The sequence below is a fragment of the Aggregatimonas sangjinii genome, assembly GCF_005943945.1.
In the GTDB taxonomy this organism is placed as follows: domain Bacteria; phylum Bacteroidota; class Bacteroidia; order Flavobacteriales; family Flavobacteriaceae; genus Pelagihabitans; species Pelagihabitans sangjinii.
The window spans coordinates 4,572,604-4,594,247 of sequence record NZ_CP040710.1 but is presented as its reverse complement, the minus strand read 5'-3'; the positions used below and the strand labels follow the sequence as shown (position 1 = coordinate 4,594,247).

General features: G+C 42.6%; 15 protein-coding genes. 2 read left to right on the top strand and 13 right to left on the bottom strand.

The window, feature by feature from the left end; translation table 11 throughout:
• Window positions 1–86: 86 nt before the first annotated feature.
• From pgi to uvrC, 7 genes are all read right to left on the bottom strand, one after another.
• Window positions 87–1,724 (bottom strand): glucose-6-phosphate isomerase, encoded by a 1,638-nt coding sequence (pgi, locus tag FGM00_RS19150; RefSeq protein WP_138854465.1) that lies wholly within the window; start codon window positions 1,722–1,724, stop codon window positions 87–89.
• A gap of 1 nt (window position 1,725) precedes the next feature.
• Window positions 1,726–3,033 (bottom strand): peptidoglycan DD-metalloendopeptidase family protein, encoded by a 1,308-nt coding sequence (locus FGM00_RS19145; RefSeq protein WP_138854464.1) that lies wholly within the window; start codon window positions 3,031–3,033, stop codon window positions 1,726–1,728.
• The gene (locus FGM00_RS19140; protein WP_138854463.1) at window positions 3,030–4,004 is read right to left on the bottom strand and encodes a tryptophan 2,3-dioxygenase family protein; all 975 of its coding nucleotides are present in this window, start codon (window positions 4,002–4,004) and stop codon (window positions 3,030–3,032) included. The genes FGM00_RS19145 and FGM00_RS19140 overlap by 4 nt, the downstream gene beginning before the upstream one ends.
• 7 nt (window positions 4,005–4,011) lie before the next feature.
• Window positions 4,012–4,803: a DUF3108 domain-containing protein gene (locus tag FGM00_RS19135; RefSeq protein ID WP_138854462.1), complete on the bottom strand. Its 792-nt coding sequence runs from the start codon at window positions 4,801–4,803 to the stop codon at window positions 4,012–4,014.
• A 621-nt stretch (window positions 4,804–5,424) separates the two neighbouring features.
• On the bottom strand, window positions 5,425–6,588 hold the full coding sequence (gene hppD / locus FGM00_RS19130) for a 4-hydroxyphenylpyruvate dioxygenase (protein ID WP_138854461.1): 1,164 nt from the start codon (window positions 6,586–6,588) through the stop codon (window positions 5,425–5,427).
• Window positions 6,589–6,828: 240 nt separating this feature from the next.
• Window positions 6,829–9,099 (bottom strand): patatin-like phospholipase family protein, encoded by a 2,271-nt coding sequence (locus FGM00_RS19125; RefSeq protein WP_138854460.1) that lies wholly within the window; start codon window positions 9,097–9,099, stop codon window positions 6,829–6,831.
• A gap of 21 nt (window positions 9,100–9,120) precedes the next feature.
• Window positions 9,121–10,908: an excinuclease ABC subunit UvrC gene (uvrC, locus tag FGM00_RS19120; protein ID WP_138854459.1), complete on the bottom strand. Its 1,788-nt coding sequence runs from the start codon at window positions 10,906–10,908 to the stop codon at window positions 9,121–9,123.
• 518 nt (window positions 10,909–11,426) lie between these two features.
• Here uvrC and FGM00_RS19115 point away from each other — a divergent pair.
• Window positions 11,427–11,993 carry a 5-formyltetrahydrofolate cyclo-ligase gene (locus tag FGM00_RS19115; protein ID WP_138854458.1) on the top strand — a complete coding sequence of 189 codons (567 nt, stop codon included), beginning with the start codon at window positions 11,427–11,429 and terminating at the stop codon, window positions 11,991–11,993.
• On the opposite strand, the gene FGM00_RS19110 is transcribed toward FGM00_RS19115, so the two are convergent.
• From FGM00_RS19110 to ileS, 4 genes are read right to left on the bottom strand one after another with little or no spacing between them, the layout of a single operon-like run.
• The gene (locus FGM00_RS19110) at window positions 11,972–12,649 is read right to left on the bottom strand and encodes a lipoprotein signal peptidase (RefSeq protein WP_138854457.1); all 678 of its coding nucleotides are present in this window, start codon (window positions 12,647–12,649) and stop codon (window positions 11,972–11,974) included. The two genes, FGM00_RS19115 and FGM00_RS19110, sit on opposite strands and share 22 nt — an antisense overlap.
• Before the next feature lie 38 nt (window positions 12,650–12,687).
• Window positions 12,688–13,308 carry a DUF4097 family beta strand repeat-containing protein gene (locus FGM00_RS19105; RefSeq protein WP_138854456.1) on the bottom strand — a complete coding sequence of 207 codons (621 nt, stop codon included), beginning with the start codon at window positions 13,306–13,308 and terminating at the stop codon, window positions 12,688–12,690.
• Window positions 13,309–13,349: 41 nt separating this feature from the next.
• A complete protein-coding gene (locus FGM00_RS19100) occupies window positions 13,350–13,733 on the bottom strand; it encodes a TraR/DksA family transcriptional regulator (protein ID WP_138854762.1) in 384 nt (127 codons plus the stop codon).
• 4 nt (window positions 13,734–13,737) lie between these two features.
• Entirely contained in the window at window positions 13,738–17,577 is a 3,840-nt protein-coding gene (gene ileS, locus FGM00_RS19095) for an isoleucine--tRNA ligase (protein ID WP_175416273.1), read from the bottom strand.
• A 181-nt stretch (window positions 17,578–17,758) separates the two neighbouring features.
• Between ileS and FGM00_RS19090 the strand changes: the two genes are divergently transcribed.
• Window positions 17,759–18,214: a DUF4175 domain-containing protein gene (locus FGM00_RS19090; RefSeq protein WP_138854454.1), complete on the top strand. Its 456-nt coding sequence runs from the start codon at window positions 17,759–17,761 to the stop codon at window positions 18,212–18,214.
• A gap of 55 nt (window positions 18,215–18,269) precedes the next feature.
• On the opposite strand, the gene FGM00_RS19085 is transcribed toward FGM00_RS19090, so the two are convergent.
• Window positions 18,270–20,708, bottom strand: a complete 2,439-nt coding sequence (locus FGM00_RS19085; RefSeq protein WP_138854453.1) for a TonB-dependent receptor — start codon at window positions 20,706–20,708, stop codon at window positions 18,270–18,272.
• Entirely contained in the window at window positions 20,692–21,411 is a 720-nt protein-coding gene (recO, locus tag FGM00_RS19080; RefSeq protein WP_138854452.1) for a DNA repair protein RecO, read from the bottom strand. Before recO ends, FGM00_RS19085 begins: the two co-directional genes overlap by 17 nt.
• Window positions 21,412–21,644 lie beyond the last annotated feature (233 nt).

The following is a 21,644-nucleotide window of genomic DNA, read 5'->3' as shown; positions in this document are numbered from 1 at the left end:
CAGACAAATTTAACACAAAATTGGCTAAGAATTCACCAAATGAAAGGAAGTTGTTAGAGGTTATCAAGAACTGGAAAAGTAGTATTTCAACTCTTAAATTCTTGCAAAAGCTGTAAAGTAGAAGCGTCGTGATCGCTAATTTCCGAATTTTCGATATCGTTGAGGGTTGCACCCGCCAACTGCTTGCCCAGCTCAACACCCCACTGATCGTAGCTGAAGATATTCCATACCACGCCTTGAACAAAGATTTTGTGCTCGTAAAGTGCGATGAGGGCTCCCAGACTTTTGGGTGACAGTTGGTCTATCAATATGGTATTCGTGGGTTTATTGCCTTCGAATACTTTATAGGGAAGTAGCTTGCGCAGCTCGTTTTCAGGCATATCCTTTGCCTCGAGCTCATTACGCACTTCGTCTGCCGTTTTCCCGTTCATCAAAGCTTCCGTTTGGGCGAAAAAATTTGCCATTAGCTTGTTATGATGGTCGGTGTTTCCGTACAACGATTTCTTGAATCCGATAAAATCGGCCGGAATCATCTTGGTGCCTTGATGGATCAATTGAAAAAAGGCATGCTGTGAATTCGTGCCGGGTTCGCCCCAAATAATCGTGCCTGTCTCATAAATGACACGATTCCCGTTTCGATCCATACTCTTGCCGTTGCTTTCCATAATACCCTGTTGCAAATAAGCCGAAAACCGGCTCAAATATTGTGTGTACGGTATGATGGCCTCGGTTTCGGCCCCATAAAAATTATTGTACCAAACGCTAATGAGCGCAAGAACCACCGGAATGTTCTGGTCGAACTCGGCAGACTTGAAGTGCTCGTCCATTTCGTTGGCGCCCTTTAGGAGCGCATCAAAATGCTCATAGCCTATCGCCAACGCTATGGAAAGCCCTACGGCACTCCACAACGAAAAACGGCCTCCGACCCAATCCCACATCGGAAAGACATTTTCAGCGGCTATTCCGAACTCGGCTATCTTTTCGCTATTCGTGGATACCGCGGCAAAATGCTTGGCGATATCTTCCTGGGTACCATGTTGTAAAAACCATTTTTTAATGGTCGTCGCATTGCTTAATGTTTCTTGGGTGGTAAAGGTTTTCGAAACGACAACGAACAAGGTCGTTTCCGGATTCAGTTCTTTGAGTACCTCCTGAACGTGATCGCCATCCACATTGCTAACAAAATGCAATTTCAGATGGTTTTTATAAAATTTCAAGGCTTCGACAACCATAGCCGGACCCAAATCGGACCCTCCGATACCAATATTGACCACATCGGTAAATGCTTTTCCGGTGTACCCTTTACTTTCCCCGGAAATAACCGCATTGGTAAATCGTTCGATATGTTCTTTTACAGCATATACTTCGGGTACGATATTCTGCCCATCCAACATAATACTATCCGATTCTTTTGCTCGTAGTGCGGTATGCAACACCGCACGCCCCTCGGTCTGGTTGATGGTATCTCCGCCAAAGTAACTGTCGATGGCCTTTTTTAATTTTACATCCTCAGCAAGTTGAAGTAGCAGTCGTAACGTTTCGTCGGTAATCCTGTTCTTGGAATAATCAACAACAAAATCGGACCAACGTAGTGTGAATTTCTCAGCGCGACTCGCATCCTTTTTGAAGTGCTCCTTAATAGGATCTTCTTTGGTCGCTTTATAATGTTGTTCAAGTTTTTTCCAGGTTTCTGTAGTAGTAGGGTCGGTGTTCTCTAGCGACATATTACTGATTAAGTGTTAGCAAATCTTCATTTTCTTCGGCAGCAGGCATCTCGGGATACAGGATGCAGTCCAATTGTTTTTTCTTGGGAGCGATATATTCAAAATACTCCGGTCGTAGTTCTTCGGCCAACGGTTCGGCTTGTGGAAGCTCTTCCCGCAAGGGGTCGACCTCTTTGCCATTTCGCCAAAAGCGATAGCATACGTGAGGGCCGCTGGTATTTCCTGTCATACCGATCCAACCAATGATATCGCCTTGGCGGACGAACTCTCCTCGTTTCACATTCTGCTTTTTCATGTGCAGGTATTGGGTACTATACGTACTGTTATGACGTATTTTTACGTATTTGCCATTGCCCCCTCTTCTGGTAGATTCGGTTACCGTGCCATCTGCGGTCGCCAATATGGGCGTACCTACCGCTGCGGCATAGTCTGTACCTCTGTGGGGTCGTATGCGGTTTCCGTAGTACCTGATTCTTCTTTTCAGGTTATAACGCGAAGACAATCTGCCGTATTCAACGGGCATCCTTAAAAAAGTTCTTCGTAAACTGTTCGCATCCTGATCAAAATAATCCACTAGACTTTTAAGGGAATCGTTTTCATAGGCAAAGGAATAAATCGGCTTTCCGTTATGCTCAAAATAGGCAGCTTCAATAGCTTCAGATCCCGCATAAATAGAATCGTTAATGTATTTTTCCTTGTAGATCAATTTGAACTTATCCCCTTTTTGAAGCCTGTTGAAATCGATGGTCCACGCATAGATATTCGCCAGATCGTGGGTAACCGCATAGTCTATACCCTGCGCTAAAATCGCATCGGAAAGTGAGGTTTCGATAACCCCCGAAGCTTCCCGTTCTACGTATTTTACCGCTCTCTTATCTTTGTAGGCGCTCACGCTATCCCTTAAATCTACTACGGTATAATTGATTCGATCGTTCTCATAGATGAATACCTGTGCGGTTTCGGTAGTGTCTTTTGATTGCAATATCATGTAGGGGTTGCCCACACGTATCTTACGCACGTCGAAAGTATCTTTGAAATCCTGTGAAATTTTAGCGATTTTAGGATAATCGACCTTGTGGGAAATCATAAGTTCCCCGAAACTGTCGCCCTTGCGAACCGTATCGAGTTTCACTTTAAAGTTATCCAGCTCAAAACCGAACTCTTTTACAACTATCTTTTCCTCGAGCGGTTGTGTTGCAACTGCTTCTTTTTTCAATTCATTGTTTGGGGCATTTTCAGTTGCGGAGCTTTCATCTTTACAGGAGATGATGGCAAACAGCGCAATTAAAACACCTAAATACTTTCTCATGGTTGCTCTTGTCTTTTCTGGGGATTAAATATATGGTCTACCCATTGTTTTCCCCAATCATTTAACTCTTGATTTGTGTATAATTTTGGAAAAAAGACGACTTTTTGAAAACTGGGCGGCAAGTATTCTTTCCAGTTGGTGCCCCCTGTAGCTTCTATTTCGCCTTTGTCTTTGCCCAAATAGCGATGGGCAGAACCCATATGCATCAACGGCCAATTTACGTTCGCGTTCATGTCCAGTGTCTTTAACGCACTTATCAGCTCTTTATTATCTTGTTTTTCTTGGGGCAATTGTAAGAATTTATGATATATATTGTTGTTTCTCACTTGTTTGGCGATACGCACTAGACGCGGCGTATATCGATATTCGAATTGCTTTAGGGTGAGCGTCTTTTCTCCGGTGACCTTATCGGTCGCGCCGTTCTTCCAATAAATATGTTCATATAATTCTTCGATACTGTGGTTTTCCGAAAATTCTTCTCGAACGCTATGGTGCACCAAGTTCTCCAGTGGGGTAGCGTAGATTTCTATCATCCGGTATTGCGCAGACTGAAATCCACTAGCGGGCAACAAGGCCATACGGTACTGCAGAAACTGCTCTCGTTGCATGCCTTTGATCATAATCCCGAAGGAAGCGATCAAGGTTTCGTAGTAACTATTGATTCGCCTAGCCTTTTCGATAAAGAAATCTACCTTTTGGGACTTATCGTCTACCAGCTGTTTTTGTTCGTGAATGATCAACTTGAAATAGAGCTCGGTAATCTGATGGTACATGATGAAGATTTCCTCATCGGGAAAGTGGGTACGCGGCACTTGAATGCTCAGAAGGGTATCTAAATGAATATAGTCCCAATAGGTAAGGTAGCGTTGGTACAATAATCCGTCGAGGTAGGAGCTTAAATCTTGTCCCGAATCTTTGTATTTTTCTTGAAGTTTTAAGATTTGGGAATCGATATGCTCTTTATTGTCCATAGGAACGCTAATCCATTAGTATTTTAAATTGGTGTTTTAATCCGTTGTACGCGTCTAAATCCGCCTTTATGGAACCTACTGCCAAATCTGCCTTTATTCGTATCGGAAGTCTGTTCTCGTCTGTCGAAACCCATAATGAAAGGCTTTCCTGTTCTTTAAAAACCCTCCCGGACTGAACCAAGGGCCTAAATTTATAACATTCTACCTTACCGAACTTTGTTTTAACGATTTCGGTGCCGAGATACTTGAGTTTGAAATTGAAAATACCGTCGTCGTCGTACAGCATTTTTAATTTAATGGCTTCCCCTTTTACGAGCTCATCGGGATCATAATTGTTGCGCAAATAGTAAAAGCCCGATATCAAATCCTGAATACTGTCCTGCAAATCAAAGTTGTACTTTTTCTTATTCTTCTTATCGTTTAGTACGGCTTTATCCTTTTTATGATCAAAGTTGATTTCGATATCCTTAGTGTAGCCGCCCTCATTTATCTTTCGAATAAACTTGTAGGGCTTTCCATCCTTTTTATCAAAATAACTTTCATACGTATCGTCGACCTTGAAGAATATACTTGCCCAACCCGTGGTCTTTCCTTTTCCCACAACATGGTATACCGGAATACCATCGACCTTGTCCGACTTTACATGTAGGGTTGCATAACTTGCATTCAACATACCGTAGTGCATGCGAAATTTAAGCCACTCCCCAGGTTCGAAAACGGACTCTTTTGGAGTGCCTCCGTTCTGTGCAGCGAGCAGTTGCCCTAACACTAAAAATAGTACAACGTATGTCTTTTTCATAACGTAAAAGTGTCGTAAAATTAACAAATAGGTTACTACGACTTTCTCAACCTATTGTTAATTAAACAATATTTGTTCCAAAGTATTGTATCGATAGTAGGTTTCTGGATTTGACTGCTCTTTGTCGTATCGATTTTTAAATCCCAGTTCAACATATCATGCGATTCCTATTCCCGTTTTATTCTCTTCCTTTGATGAAAAGTTGCCAGTTCATAGTTCCCAGCAGTTTGGGATGAAAACCATTCAAATGTAGGGGGTGTTACCAAAAAACATTGTTTTACATACATTCTCTATTCCATACCCCAAGACCTATTCATCCTAAGAACAACCGATTCATTTTTTTCCCTAAGTGAACGCGCAAAGATTGCCATCCGTGCCGGAACGAAAAAAAATGCACAAAAAAAGCCCCGATGAAACATCGGGGCTTTTCCTAAATAACCAACCAAACTTTAAATTATGAAAAACCAATACTTAAAGTTATAAGGGAACCACCCCTTATACCGACAAATTTAAGGCAGGATTTCATTGGGCCAATCCCTTTTAACGTACTTTAACGCTTACCTTAACAGTAATTTATAGATAATAGAAAAATCTGGTGTTTTCTTTAAGAAAATTAACAATTTATAGCGTTCCGCGCGCGGCTTGTTCCCGCTCGATCGCTTCGAACAGTGCTTTAAAATTGCCTACCCCGAAAGATTGGGCCCCTTTGCGCTGAATGATTTCTATAAACAGTGTCGGCCGATCCACAATCGTTTTCGTAAAAATCTGGAGCAAATAGCCCTCTTCATCCCGGTCGATCAGAATACCATGTTTTTTGAGAACCTCGACATCTTCGTCGATTTCGCCCACCCGCTCCAACAAGTCGTCATAATATTCCGAGGGTACATAGAGAAACTCTACGCCGCGCTTACGCATTGCCGATACGGTGGCCACGATATCGTCGGTAGCCAAGGCCATATGCTGTACTCCGGGGCCATTGTAAAAATCCAGATATTCCTCGATTTGGGATTTTTTCTTGCCTTTTGCCGGTTCGTTGATCGGGAATTTGACCCGGCCGTTGCCGTTACTCATCACCTTGCTCATCAAAGCCGTGTATTCGGTCGCGATATCATCGTCTACAAAAGAAACGATTTGCGCAAAGCCCATCACTTCCCCGTAAAATTTGCACCAGGTCTGCATCTCGTTCCAGCCTACGTTACCGACCATGTGATCGATGAATTTGAGCCCGGTGGGTTCCGGATTATAATGCGATTCCCATTTTCGGTAGCCGGGAAGAAAAAGTCCGTTATAGTTTTTGCGTTCCACGAATATATGAACGGTTTCCCCATAGGTATAGATTCCCGAACGTATAACTTGGCCGTGCTCATCTTCTTCCTTGGTGGGTTTCATATAGGGTTTAGCGCCGCGCTTGGTCGTCTCCTCGAAGGCCTTGGTAGCGTCGTCTACCCATAAGGCTACTACCTTTACACCATCGCCATGCTCGTTAATGTGCCGGTTGATATCACCATCTTTTTGCAATGGGGTCGTGAGCACCAAACGGATTTTATCCTGCTTGAGCACATAAGACACCCTATCCTTCAATCCGGTTTCCAAGCCGGCGTAGGCCTCTGACTGAAAGCCCAAGGCCGTCTTATAAAAATGTGCGGACTGCTTGGCGTTACCGACGTATAGCTCTACGTAGTCCGTACCCAAAAGCGGAAGAAAATCTTCGGCTTCCTTGAACAGCTTTTTAAGGGAGTATTCGGTATTTTTTAAGTCTTTTAAATTTTTGATTTCTGCTGACATATTCCTGTATTGAATTGAATAAAAACGAATCGCGCTATATTGGCACGCTTTAAGATCAAGAAAAGCAATGATGCCTGTCTCGTGACTGTCCGGAAACGGAAAGTCAGGCAAGTCGTACTTACCACATAGCCCTAAGGTGGGCGGTTATGTCAATTCTTTGCTGTAGCATAGTCGTACAAATATCGGAAAAAGAACCGAATTGGCCCGTTAATTACCGTGCGTCTGTTAAGAGGACCGTTCCTAAAACCAATACCCCACGCTAAAAAAGAAGTGGCTTGTGGTTGCCTCCTCCGGGCTCCAAGTATAATATACCTGCACCGGACCCAAAAAAGACTCCCAACCATACCCAATACCGTAGCCGGAATAATCCGGTTCGGTAAACCATTCACCAGTCCTAAATATATCATCCTCTACATTGGCAAAATTGGCCGAGAAAAGCAAATGGTTCTTTTTGGCAAATTCAAAATCCAAACTTCCGTAGGCCTTTACAAAACTATTCCCCGGTAGTTCGAGAAAATCGTACCCCATAAAGGGGATGAAGTTATTGATCAGATCGTTTCCGAATCCGCCCAAAGCAAAATCGAATGAAGTAACCTGAGAGGTGCCCAATTTAAACCCGCCTTCTGTCTCTAAGTTGATCGACAAGTTCTTTAAAATAGGAAACGCAGCACCCATACGAGCCTTGGCGACCGCAAATTCCTTAAAATTATCATTGAAATCCGATGAAAAGGCGTAAAAATTCATCTGACCGTTAAACAATAGGCCTCTGGTAGGAAAATAACGATCGTCGTAGGTATCGAGTTTCAACTGTCCGAAGGCGCTATAGAAATTACTTTTTTCGAACAACACTCTTCCATTGTCCCTTTCAAGGTTTGAAGGAGGGGTCTCATCTACAATTGAACCAAAAGTACGGGTGCTGTATTTCAAGAATTTATGCTCTATCCCGATGTTGAAGGCAAACTCCTCCTTCAACACGGTTTGCAGATATATTTGGTTCGTTAGGTCGCTCACGGCCAAATTGATGTTGTTCAGGGAAATTCCTACAGGGAGCTCGAAGTTACTATCGATAAAGGCAAAATCCAGTTCCCGCTCAAAATCGTTGAATCTCGAGTTGATGCCAAAGCTCCAATAGGAGCCCTTGTCGATATAATACTGGAAGTTATACCGCACATTATCGCCTAAAACGATATCCAATGATGATACATCATCACGTGTCAATAGGTTTTTACGTGTCATATTCAGCAAGGCGGCACTCTTGTATAGTTGATCGTAATGCGCAGCAAGTCGCAGAAACGTGCGGTTTTGGGTTTCTTTCAGCTTAAGAATAAGATCTTCGCCCAAGCCGTTATGCACCAGTTCGTAATGAATGGTTTTAAAGTTACCTGTAGCACGAAGATTGTTTATTCCTTGTTCCAATTTTTGAAAGGTGATTTTCTTACCGAGTTCGAAACGCAATTTTCCCTTGATGTACCCTCTGGAATAATTTTTTACACTATCCGCAATGACCAACCTGTTGATGATCAGCGTGTCTTTTAACGATACCGGGCTAATGGATTTTCGTTCTACGTTCTGAAATTGCGATATCTCCTTTAAATCATCCAATTTTACTCGGGCGGCCACCTCACCGGAATTGCGAATGGCATCATATGCCTGAAAATCGATCAGGGAGAAATTGGCAATACTTGGTTTGATATAAATGTCGGTCTTTAAGGACTTATCCTTCATATCTTCGACCGTTCGGTAATTATTGATTTGTTCCAATATTTCAAGTGCCGATGAAAGCTCCTCGCCGGCAGAAAGCTCGTGTTGTACATCGGAGCCGATGATAACATCAGCACCCATGGCCATTACCTCATCAATAGGATAATTGTTAACGATACCGCCATCGATCAAAATCTTGTCATCGACTATAGTAGGCTCGAAAAGGGACGGTAAGGCGGCACTCGCAGACACCGCTTTGGGTAGATATCCCTTGGTCAAGAGCACTTCCTCGCCGCTTTCCGCATTGGTCGCTATACACAGAAACGGTATGGGCAAATCATTAAAATCCTTCACATCCTTTACATGGTAGAGCAGCCGTACCAATTCGTTATACACATTCTGTCCGCCCGAAAATGCCTGTGGGGTACTTACTTTAAACTTGTCGAACGGAAGGGTAAGCGCATATCGTTCCGAGTCTTCCTTCTCGTAGAAGGTCTTTGCGTTTCTGGGGATATTGTCCTGAATAAGGGAGCTAAAATCGATATTTCGAAAAATAGAGTCAAGTTCGGTAGCCGAATATCCGGATGCATAGAGCGAAGCTACAATGGCACCCATACTTGTACCCGCGATGTAATCAACGGTAACCTCGGCCTCTTCGATTACTTTCAGAACACCGATGTGAGCCATACCTTTGGCCCCGCCTCCACTTAATACGACACCGACTTTGAGACGTTCGTTTTCGTTGGCATCCTGCGCCGATAGAGGAAATGCCAAAATCAATAAAAACGATAAAACTACTACTAATCGCATGTAAGGTATGTGTCGCCTGTTTTAGTGAAATGTTTCATATATTTTTTTGGCCTTGGAAATACCAATTGCTTCGGCCAGATCTGCCACGGATGCCTCTTTGATGCGTTTGACCGATTTAAAATTTTTCAGTAGGTCTTGGGCCGTTTTACGACCAATACCCTCGATCTGTTCCAGTTCCGAATTGATGGCCGCCTTACTTCGTTTGTTCCTATGTAAGGTAATGCCGAAACGGTGCGCTTCGTTTCTCAGTTGTTGAATGATCTTAAGACTTTCGGATTTTTTATCCAGATAAAGGGGTATGGGGTCTTCCGGAAAATAAATCTCCTCCAAACGTTTGGCAATTCCGATAATGGCAATTTTTCCTCTTAGGCCCAAGATTTCCAGACTTTTTAAAGCTGAAGATAATTGACCTTTGCCGCCGTCAATGACAATAAGTTGTGGCAATGATTCGTCTTCTGCCAGCAGGCGTTTGTACCTTCTGAAGACCACCTCCTCCATAGATGCGAAATCATCCGGGCCATCAACGGTCTTTATATTATAGTGGCGGTAGTCTTTCTTTGAAGGCTTTCCGTCCTTAAAAACCACACAGGCGGCCACAGGATTGCTGCCTTGTATGTTGCTATTGTCGAAACATTCGATATGACGGGGTTCTGCGGATAGCCTTAAATCTATTTTCATTTGTGCCATTATCCGTTTCGTATGCCGGTCGGGGTCGATAATCCGAATCTGCTTGAACCGTTCTTGGCGGTAAAATTTTGCGTTGCGTTCGCTGAGTTCCAAGATTCTCTTTTTATCGCCGAGCTGCGGTACGGTAACCTTTAGATCAGGCGCTATCGTAACCTTGAACGGAAGGTACAACTCTTTTGATTTTGAATCGAAGCGTTCTCGGATTTCGACAATAGCCAATTCTAAAAGATCTACGTCCTTCTCGTCGAGCTTTTTCTTGATTTCCATGGTATGGGAGCGTACGATGGAACCATGTGATAATTGCAGAAAGTTCACGTAGGCGTAGGCCTCATCGGAAATGATAGAGAATACGTCAACATTGTTGATTTTAGGATTGACGATAGTTGATTTTACCTGATAATTCTCAAGGATTTCTATCTTTTCCTTAACCTTTTGTGCTTGTTCGAATTTCATTTCGGCCGCCAACGCCTTCATCTGATGCTTAAAATAAAGGAGGGATGATTTAAAGTTGCCCTTTACGATTTCCCGGATGTCATCGATTTGTCGGTGGTACTCCTCTGCCTCTTGTCGTCCCTCGCACGGGGCTTGACAATTGCCTAAATGATATTCCAAACAGGATTTGAACTTGCCCGCATCAACTTTTTCCTGCGAAAGGTCGTAGGTACAGGTGCGCAAAGGGTAGACGCTTTTAACCAGTTCCAATAGCGTACGCACGGTTTTCATGCTTGTGTATGGCCCGTAATATTCCGACCCGTCCTTGATCAATTTACGCGTAGGGAAGATTCTAGGGAAGCGTTCATTTTTGATACAAATCCAAGGATAGCTTTTGTCATCCTTTAAAAGCACATTGTACCTCGGACGGTGTTTTTTGATCAGGTTGTTTTCAAGCAACAAGGCGTCCGATTCGGTAGGGACCACGATATGTTTGATCAAACGAATCTTTTTTACCATCACACGGGTCTTACCGTATTCGTGAGTCTTGGTAAAGTATGATGAAACCCGTTTTTTTAGGTTTTTTGCCTTGCCGACATATAGTATCTTATCGTCCGAATCATAGAACTGATACACCCCGGGAGAATGGGGTACAGTCTGTAATTGAATTTCTATAGGAATTTGGGGCATTGGTACTTTTAAAATCGGTTATTTTAGAAAAGTTAAATTAAGGTCTTTTTAGAAACCTACATAGCAAATAGCGGTTTTTAACCTAGCCTTGGCAAACGTAGAATCGTATTGTTTTTCGGTCTACTATCTTTCGGAATGAAGCGGAAATATCATCAAATCCTGCAAATGAAGTGATCCTCAATCATTAGAAAAAGGACATATGTTTTACAAAAACATAACTACTTTGTTATCAATGAATTAAGATGTTTGGTGTTTTCCACATAAGAAATACCATCAAAAAATGTGTAGTTCATCGATAAAAAAATGCATTTAATAGAGTGTCAAAACGCTTTTTTAGCTATATTGGGGCAATCAATCTCCCGACATGGACAAATACGCAATTACTCTTGGTACTTACTTGATTCTAATGCTCTGCATCAAAATATACTTTTACGTTACCCTTAAGGAATAGTTAGGATTATATTTCTTTGAGTTATAAGTAAAAAAAACCGTTACTTCACTTATTTTTTCCCGGTATCATGCTCAAAAAAGAGTTGCGCTCGAGTTATGGTCTCCTTCGAAAAAAAATTTCTGAAGAAACATTATCGCAATCAAGTTTGGCAATCGCCAACGCTCTACTTCAACTACCCATCTGGCATCATGATTATTTTCACCTGTTTATGCCTATTTCGGCCAAACGGGAAATCGACACATCCTTTGTACTCACCATACTTCAGGGAAAAGATAAGCACGTAATCGTACCGAAGGTAGAAGGGAATACGCTCTCACATTTTCTCTTGACCGATGCCACCAAATTTGTTGAAAGTTCTTGGGGAGTTCCCGAACCCCTAGATGGTATTGCCCTACCTCCTCATCGGTTAGATGTAGTTTTTGTGCCCCTGGTCGCTTTTGACAAATTCGGTAACCGTGTAGGCTATGGCAAAGGATTTTACGACGGGTTTCTAAAAGAATGTCGAGCGGAAGTCATTAAAATAGGACTATCATTCTTCGAGTCGGCAGATCCAATAAGCGATGTCGCCCCTCATGACATCCGATTGGACTACTGCGTAACCCCTAAAAAAATCTATTCTTTTTCCAAGTCCTGAGATGCATCTGTTTCGCTCATGGGAATTTCGGGGTCTATCTCCTTTTTAGGACCAAAAGCCTTTTTATTGAAGACAATTAAAATACCGACCCCCGTACTAATTGCCATATCGGCTATATTGAATACTGGTTCAAAAAATCTGAAGTTCTTGCCTCCGAAATGAGGAACCCACTCTGGCCATGTGGTATCTATCATAGGAAAATAGAGCATATCTACTACCTTTCCATAGAATAGACTCCCATAAGGTTCATTTGAAAATAGGGTTGCCACCTGATGACCGCTATGATCGAATAGCAGGCCATAGAACACAGAATCGATAATGTTTCCCAAAGCCCCTGCAAAAATGAAGGATACCGCTAAAATATAGGTGCTAGAAACTTTTTTCTTGATCAAATCGAATAACCAGTAGCCAATACCGGCAATAGCGAACAATCTGAATATTGTTAGAATCAGTTTGCCAGTGCTGTCCGAAACAGGCAAAACATCACTCAATTTTGCTCCCCAAGCAGCACCCTCGTTCTCTATAAAAAGAATTTTGAACCAATCGAAAATAGCAACCGACTCCCCTAAAACAAAACTTGTCTTGATATAAATTTTGCTCCATTGGTCGATGACCAATATGAACAGTATCAATAAAAGTGATTTTTTTATGCTCATGTATCGTATACTGCAAATAGTGCGCAAAAGTAGGGATATTATTCCATTTCACTGAAACGAATGTTCCCAGTAACGGTCTTTAGCACATACCTATTGTTCCCTTCGGGAATCTTGTTCGTGCCAACGTTGCCATATTTGCTTTCAGCCGATATGGTAGCCCCATCACTTTTGACCAAGATATCACCACTTTGGGTTCTAACAGTGACCTCTTCCGAAATATTTTCCAAAACACATTGTCCATCATTGAGGGCAACTGCTAAATTCAAATAGGATCCCTTTGCGGAAATGTTGCAACTTGTTCCATTTAAAACCACACGCTTATTTTTCGGTAGTATCAACTGCAGTGCTATCGAAACTACCTTATGGGCACTTAACTTATCATTGGGTTTTCTAAAATTCGGCTGAAAACCGGCACCAACTTGCAGGGTATTTCCCTCTTCGCGGACTTTCAATACCAAATCGCTATGGTATTCGCCATCCATTTCCGCCATGATGCGCATCTCATTCCCTTCGGTGGTTTCCATAGCGATAGCATAACAGTTCGCGGCATCGATTTCAATAAAAAGGATGCTGGAATCAACTATGGTTTTTTCAACCAAGGTTTGGGAAACCCCAATAGAAAGTGATAAAAGAAATATTAAAATGAAGGGGGTTTTCATGGGTAGCTACAAAAACGTCCGCCGATTGGCGGACGTTTTCATTATTTCTGCATATTCTTGGCCTCGATACTTAAGGTGGCATGTGGCACGAGTTTCAACCGTTCTTTATTGATCAATTTACCGGTTACCCTGCAAATACCATATGTTTTGTTCTCAATACGCAATAACGCGTTTCTCAAATCCCTGATGAATTTCTCCTGACGAATAGCCAATTGCGTATTGGCTTCCTTACTCATGGTTTCGGAACCCTCTTCAAAAGCCTTAAAGGTAGGTGAGGTATCATCCGTACCATTATTTCCGTCGTTCATATATGAACTCTTCAGCAATTCTAAATGGGATTTCGCTTTTTCTATTTTTGTTTCGATCAGCGCTTTGAATTCCGCTAAATCTTTGTCCGAATATCTAACATTTAAATCCTGTGCCATCATATTAATGTTTTTCAATAAATAATTTCGTTTTCACTTCATCAAAGGCAATTGCCGTGCCCTGTTCCAGTTTTTCCTCAAAATCGAGTTCTGCGGTCAATGTTTCCGCCTTTATGTATTGCAAGTTGCTTGCTACAGCTTTCTCGACCAATCCCGACCCATCTTTGAGGATTTTGATATCGATTTTATCGGTCACTTCAAAACCAGAATCCTTTCTGATGTTCTGGATTCGATTGACCAATTCCCGTGCGATACCCTCTTTTTTAAGGTCATCATCGATAGAAATATCCAGCGCAACCGTAAGCGAACCAGCACTTGCGACCAGCCAACCTTCAATATCCTGTGATGTGATCTCTACATCGGATAACTGTAAAGTAATTATTTTATTTTCAATTTCAATATTAATTTCGCCATTCTGTTCAATTTCTTGGATATTTTCTTTGGTGAACTTCGCCACAACTTGGGCGATTTGTTTCATATCCTTCCCAAATTTAGGCCCTAAGGTCTTAAAATTGGGCTTTATCTGCTTTACCAAAATCGTAGCGGCATCATCGAGCAATTCGATTTCCTTAACGTTGACCTCCGATTTAATGAGATCGGCCACCGCTTCGATTTCTTGCCTCTGCTTTTCGTCCAAAACAGGAATCATTATTCGTTGTAGCGGCTGCCTCACTTTTATCTTTTCTTTTTGACGGATGGAAAGCACCAAAGAAGAAATGATTTGCGCTTTTTCCATCTTTCCTTCCAAAGTCGTATCCACAATCGTACTATCAAAGGATGGGAATTCGGCCAGATGCACGCTTTCAAAACGCTCGGTCTTGGTCGCCGCCGTTAAATCCTTATACAAACGATCCATAAAAAATGGTGCCACAGGAGCCGATAATTTGGCAACGGTAATCAGGCAAGTATATAATGTTTGGTAAGCCGAAATCTTGTCTTTTTGATAATCGCCTTTCCAAAAACGCCTTCTACACAATCTCACATACCAATTGCTAAGATTTTCTTGTACATACTCCGATATAGCCCTCGTTGCCTTGGTCGGCTCGTAATCGGCGTAAGCAGCATCAACGGTTCGAATGAGCGTATGCAATTCCGAAAGGATCCACCGGTCGATTTCAGGGCGCTCGTCTAATGGAATATCGGCCTCGTCGTATGAAAATCCATCTATATTGGCATACAGGCTAAAGAAAGAATAGGTGTTGTAGAGGGTTCCGAAAAACTTTCGTTTTACCTCGACGATACCCTCGATATCGAATTTTAAGTTGTCCCAGGGGTTGGCATTAGCGATCATATACCAACGGGTCGCATCGGCCCCATGGGCATCCATAGTCTCGAAAGGGTCGGCAGCATTCCCAAGACGTTTCGACATTTTCTTGCCTTCCCTATCGAGAACCAAACCATTGGATACGACATTTTTATAGGCCACCGAATCGAAGACCATGGTGCCTATGGCATGCAAGGTATAGAACCAACCACGCGTCTGGTCTACACCTTCGGCGATAAAGTCGGCGGGGAAAGGAATGCCTAAGGCCCCCTTCGTTTCCCCCTCAGGGGGAAGGTTGTTCAGTTTTTTGGAAATAGTTTTTAAGACAGAATCAATATTCACTATTACCTCCTCATTTGTAAACCGAATAAGGTGGAAACCTAAATCATTTTCTAGAATTTTTGTTCTGAGCTCATCTGCTTCTTTTACTTCTTGCTTGAGGTGGTATCCTCCATCAACTTCAATAATTAATTGTTTTGATAAGCATACAAAGTCCACAATAAATTCATCGATAATGTGTTCTCTTCTGAATTTGAAACCATCTAGTTTTTTTCCACGTAAAGACTCCCATAGAATCTTCTCCGCATCCGTAGAATACTTTTTTCTTTCAGCGGCCAAGTTTTTAAACAACTTATAGCTAGATTTTCGTGCAGTCTGATATAAAGAGCCCTTTAATTCTCCTCCTGAGGGGGAGCTAGAGGGGGCCTTCTGTCCTTCTTCAAAAGGATAATGCCACTGTGCGTAGGGCATAGCGCCACTATCGAACCAAACATCGATCAAGTCGCTTTCCCGCTTCATAGTTTTTCCCGAAGGGGATACCAACGTTATCGCATCTACGATGTTTTTATGCAGGTCGATTTTGTCGTAATTATCTTCCGACATGTCACCCACAATAAATTCGTCGAAAATATCCTTTTCCAATACTCCGGCGGTCAAAGCCTTTTGCATTTCGGCCTTTAGTTCGGCAACAGATCCGATCATCAATTCTTCGGTACCATCTTCGGTACGCCAAATCGGTAGGGGAATGCCCCAATATCGAGAGCGGGAAAGATTCCAATCATTGGCATTGGCCAACCAGTTGCCAAATCGGCCTTCACCGGTCGATTTCGGTTTCCAATTGATGCTTTGGTTCAGTTCGAACATCCGATCTTTAACATCGGTGATCTTAATGAACCAAGAATCCAGTGGATAATATAAAATCGGCTTATCGGTTCGCCAGCAATTCGGATAACTGTGAACGTATTTTTCAACTTTAAAGGCCTTGTTTTCCTCCTTAAGCTTTATGGCAAGCTCTACATCGACCGACTTCTCCGGGGCCACACCGTCTTCGTAATATTCGTTTTTGACGTACTTACCACCGAATTCCTTTAATTCGGGCCTAAATTTTCCCTGTAAATCAACTAAGGGGACAGCATTATTATTCTCATCCAAAACCAATAAAGGTGGTACCTCAGGCACTGCTTGTTTAGCCACTAAGGCATCATCCGCACCAAAGGTAGGTGCCGTATGCACGATTCCAGTACCATCTTCGGTCGTGACGAAATCTCCACTGATGACTCGAAAGGCATTATCGGGGTTCTGGTAGGGCTGCACATAAGATAACAACTGTTCGTATCGGATACCGACTAGATCTTTGCCCTTAAATTCTTTTACAACAAAAAATGGAATCTTTTTGTCTCCGGCGGCGTAAGCCAATAGCTCCGGTTTTGCATCTACCTGATGAAATTTTCCGGCAAACTGCTTGGCGACCAGATTTTTCGCCAAAATGACATTCATCGGTTTGAAGGTGTATTGGTTGTATGTTTCTACCAATACATAATCTATTTTGGCTCCTACGGTCAGTGCCGTATTCGACGGAAGCGTCCACGGAGTGGTCGTCCAAGCTAATATGTATACATCACCCTCATTTTGTAGAAATTGAGGTAGACTACTTTCAATCGTTTTAAATTGTGCTGTTACCGTGGTGTCGGTAACGTCCTGATATGTGCCCGGCTGGTTGAGCTCGTGCGAACTCAAACCGGTACCTGCCTTAGGGGAATACGGTTGAATGGTGTATCCTTTGTAAATGAGCCCCTTATCGTAAATTTGTTTTAACAACCACCAAACCGACTCCATATATTTGGACTTGTAGGTAACGTACGGGTCGGCCATATCGACCCAGTACCCCACTTGCTCGGTCATGCGATTCCAAACATCGGTATAACGCATGACGGCTTTTTTGCAGGCCGCATTGTATTCTTCCACCGAAATTTTCTTTCCAATGTCCTCTTTAGTGATACCCAATTCTTTTTCAACGCCCAACTCAATCGGAAGCCCGTGGGTATCCCACCCTGCTTTTCGCTCGACCTGAAAACCTTTCATTGTCTTGTATCGCGGAAAAATATCCTTGATGGTACGCGCCATAACGTGATGAATGCCCGGCATACCGTTTGCCGAGGGTGGTCCTTCATAAAAGACATAACTAGGTTTGCCTTCCCTGGTGGAAACGCTTTTTTCGAAAATTCGATTTTGCTTCCAGTACTCGAGAATTTCTTCTGCGACCTTTGGAAGGTCCAATCCCTTATATTCTGCGAACTTCATACGAATTACTTGTGGCGCTGCGATTTAAGGGTGCAAAATTAGTCTTTTTTGACGAAATTTTTGATGGAAATTTTGCTTGAATCACCTTCGATTTGAACGATTTGTTAAAAAAAGGCGTCCAAAGAAAGATTTGGAACGTATATGACTCCAAACAATTAATCTAACATTAAATTTTTAAAACATGAAAAAAGTATTTTTAAGTACCCTTATGATGTTGGCTTTAGCCATTTCGTTTACTTCTTGTAAGGATGCTGCCGACAAAGCCAAAGAAGGAATGGAAGATGCAGCCGATGCTACCGGTGAGGCTATGGATGAAGCCGGAGATGCCGCTGGTGAAGCTATGGATGAGGCAAGCGACGCTATTTCGGATATGACCGACGGAGTTCCAAGTTTTGAGAACCCTGCCGTTACCGAATATGTAGAAGCTTATGATTCCTATATCGAAGAGTACAAAGCTGCTGCCGAGAGTAAAGACATGACCGCAATTTCAAACCTAGGTACCAAAGGTCAGGAACTTGCAACCAAGTCTCAGGAAATCATGAGTGGCCTTTCCGCTAGTGATGCCTCTAAGTTAACAGAGTACATGACAGCGAAAGCAAAAGAAATGCAGGAGATTTCCAAAAAAATGATGGAATAATCCCAAAAATCTAAGAATCAAGGGCCCAATGGAAATCATTGGGCTTTTTTTATGCCTAAAAATGATATCCCATACCGAGAATTAAATTGGTTCCGGGAGCTACGATTCCCGATGAATACGTTCGATACCGTTGGTTGGTCATATTTTCCAAACTCAAGGTCGCTTTAAAAGCGTTCGATATATTGTACTGCGTACGAAGATTCAGTGTATACCACGATGGCGAATAGGGATTACCGTTGGTATCGCTCGCATAGATAAAGGCCTTGCTTCGTTCCGATACCGCCAAATCGTCAAACGCTATTTCCCCATTGTAATTGAGAAACAAATCGGTTTGAAGTTTTTGGTTCTTCCAGATAAAATGAAGGTCCGCAAAGGTCGGAGCGACATGCCTTCCGGGAGAATCGGTACCGTCGTCTTCCTCTTCGACACCTTCGGTAAGCGTTAGGTTCGATGTTATGGTGATATTGTCGGTTAGAAAAGCCTCTAAGCTAAATTCAAGGCCATACACGTACGCCTTGGCCGCATTTTGAATAGCCTGTACCGTGCTCGGCTCACCATTATACGTAATTTCGGATTGACCGTTAAAGAGAAAATCCCTACGCACCAGCGCATCTACTAAATATGTGTAGAAAGCGGCTCCTTTAAAGACCAGCTTATCGTTGAAGTTCTTGCGCACCCCAAATTCCGCGTTGTAGGCATATTCCGGTTCCAAATCGGCATTCGGGACAACCACCGCACCTGGTTCCGAGTCGAATAATTTACCAATGTCATCAATATTCGGCGAGCGAAAACCGGTTGAGCCATTGGCGGTTATCTGAAGATCGGCTTTTGGAAACCAACTGATGCCCAGGCTTCCTGTCAGGGCACCATTATTCAAATCGGCATTATCAAAAGGAAAGGGATAGAAGGTCTTGTCGAAAAGGGCATCGATCCACACATGACTGTAGCGAAGGCCTGTCAGCAATGTAGTATTGGGGCGTACCTTGTACTCACCGCTAAGATATCCTGCTACGGTCTGCCATGTCGAACCATCGGGATAGCGCGACGCAGCCCTTGCGATACTATTGGTTTCGATATTCGTTTGGGTACCTTCGGAGCCAACTTTGTTAAACACATACTCACCCCCATAGTACAATCTGAGGTTCCCTATTTTCTTGTTCTCAAAGTCGACGTTCGTAGAAATCGCGTCTACCTTCTCCTTCGTAGAAAACAGTGTTGTTTCCCCAAAATTACGGTCGTTTCTACTTTCCTCAAAATGTTGGTAGGCTGTCGTTACTTTCAAACCATCATAGAACTTACCCTTTCCTTTTTTATACAGCTGAAAATTGGTCAATAGCCATTTTTGGGGACCGTAATTCCATACAGCCGAACGTAATCCATCACCGGCACTATTGGGGCGTATCAAACGATCGTACCTCGAGTAATCCGATGTTTGTGAATAATGTGTATTGAAATGGAAAAGCCAGTTGTTGTTCGGTTTATAGGCGATTTTTTGCATCAGGTTGATCTGATCATAGCCTGTGGGAAGCTGCTTCTCCGGATTTGGGTTGGTCAACAGTACGTCTTCACCGTTAATACGTTGCGTGTAGGTATTTCGCAAATACGATTCCGGGCCATGTCTACCCATCTTTAAATCCCCAAAATCATTATAGGTAAGGCTGGTTAAAAAGGCCCATTTTTTCTTACCGATATTAAAATCGACGTGCGCTGTATTTTCAGTATTGGCGCTTGAGAACCTATAGTTGGCATTACCGGTCAGCACGAGACTATCGACATCTGCAAACATGGGCTTTTGCGTATAAAAGTTCATGACCCCTCCCATCGCATCGCTTCCGTAGATTACAGATCCCGGACCGAAGATAATCTCGGTATTTTTTATCGTAAATGGGTCGATAGAGATAACATTTTGCAGATTCCCGCCCCTAAAGATGGCATTGTTCATGCGTACGCCATCTACTGCCAATAGCAGTCTATTGGTTGAAAAACCCCTAATCATAGGGCTTCCACCGCCCAATTGACTTTTTTGAACAAAAACCTTACCGCTGCTTTGCAATACATCGGCCGAGGTCTGCGGATTGGCAAAAGCGATCTCGCGCGCATCGATGGAAACTATTTTCTGAGGAATGTCTTTCTTCTGTTGTTCCCATTTTGACACCGACATTACCACCTCGTCTAACTGCTCGGCTTTAAGCACAAGATATATATTGCCCTTCTGTTTTAGGATTTGTGCCTTAGTACTTCTTCTAGCCTGATAGGAAATATGTTTAAAGAAGATGCGCTCGTTTCTGTCAAAAATGGAAAGATTGCATTTTCCATCAAAATCGGTAATTACTGTTTTAGATTTATCAAGGTTGTAGACCGCAACGTTGAGAATGGGTTCCTGATTTTCGGCATCGCGTACCGTGATTTCCTGGGCGGAAATCAGCTGAAAAAACAGCATAATCACACCGAAACAAATCTTGCGCATCATGAATTCACTAACTAAAAACTTCATTTAAAATGGCAAGGGATTTGGGTTTTCGAAATCCCTGCAAATGTAATTCAAAATATAGAATAAGGGATTTTAAAAGGTCGTGCCGTTCGGTCTTACTCATCCTTACGGTTTCCAATGCATCAAAATTTATGCCCAAAAAGGTTTTGAAAAGGGTTAAGTTCTTGTCGATAAGAATCGGATTGAGCGATGGGGTGTTGGTAAACTCGCCTTCGAGAAGATCAAAACAGGTAGCATCGATAGCGCTAGTATCAGGAAAGAATCCCAAATATTTGGTCAACCGTAACAAAAAATAAATGTGAAAGTTCGATACTTTTTCATGTACATCCAACCACTGCAACGAGGCTTCTAAAAAATCAAAAAGTTCGTGATTGGGCTCTTCCTCATGAATGCTATTGCTCAGGATTTCGGCTAGAAACATGGTCAAGGCATTTTTACCGATATCGGTATGCAGGGTTTGATAGTGATGGCTCAGCTTTGCGTCGCGAATACTTTCCAAGGTGCCTTTGTTCCGGTGATTTGCCACAAGTTCCAGTTGGGTGAGAGGTTGAAACAATGCTGTCTTCAGTTTCCCTTTTTTTGATGCCAAAATACCTTTCAGCAGGTAACTTTTTAGTCCATCGGATGCCGTAAAAGCCTTCACAATCAAGCTGGTATCGCCATATTTCAAAGAAGACAGGATAATGGCTTTTGTGGTTACTTGCATCGCATGTACTTGGTTTTGGCAAAGATAGTTTGGAAAAGTACGAAGTAAGAAACTAAAAGCACGAAGTTGAAGGGCTATGACTTGAGAGATTAATTCAAATCCGCACCGATTCTTTCACGGTCTGGACTCCCAAAAATGTGGTGTAACCACCTCGATTTTCGACCTTGATGTAAAACTATCCACAAAACAAAAGTGCGAAGAATTTCAAAAGAAATCTTCACACTTTAAATATT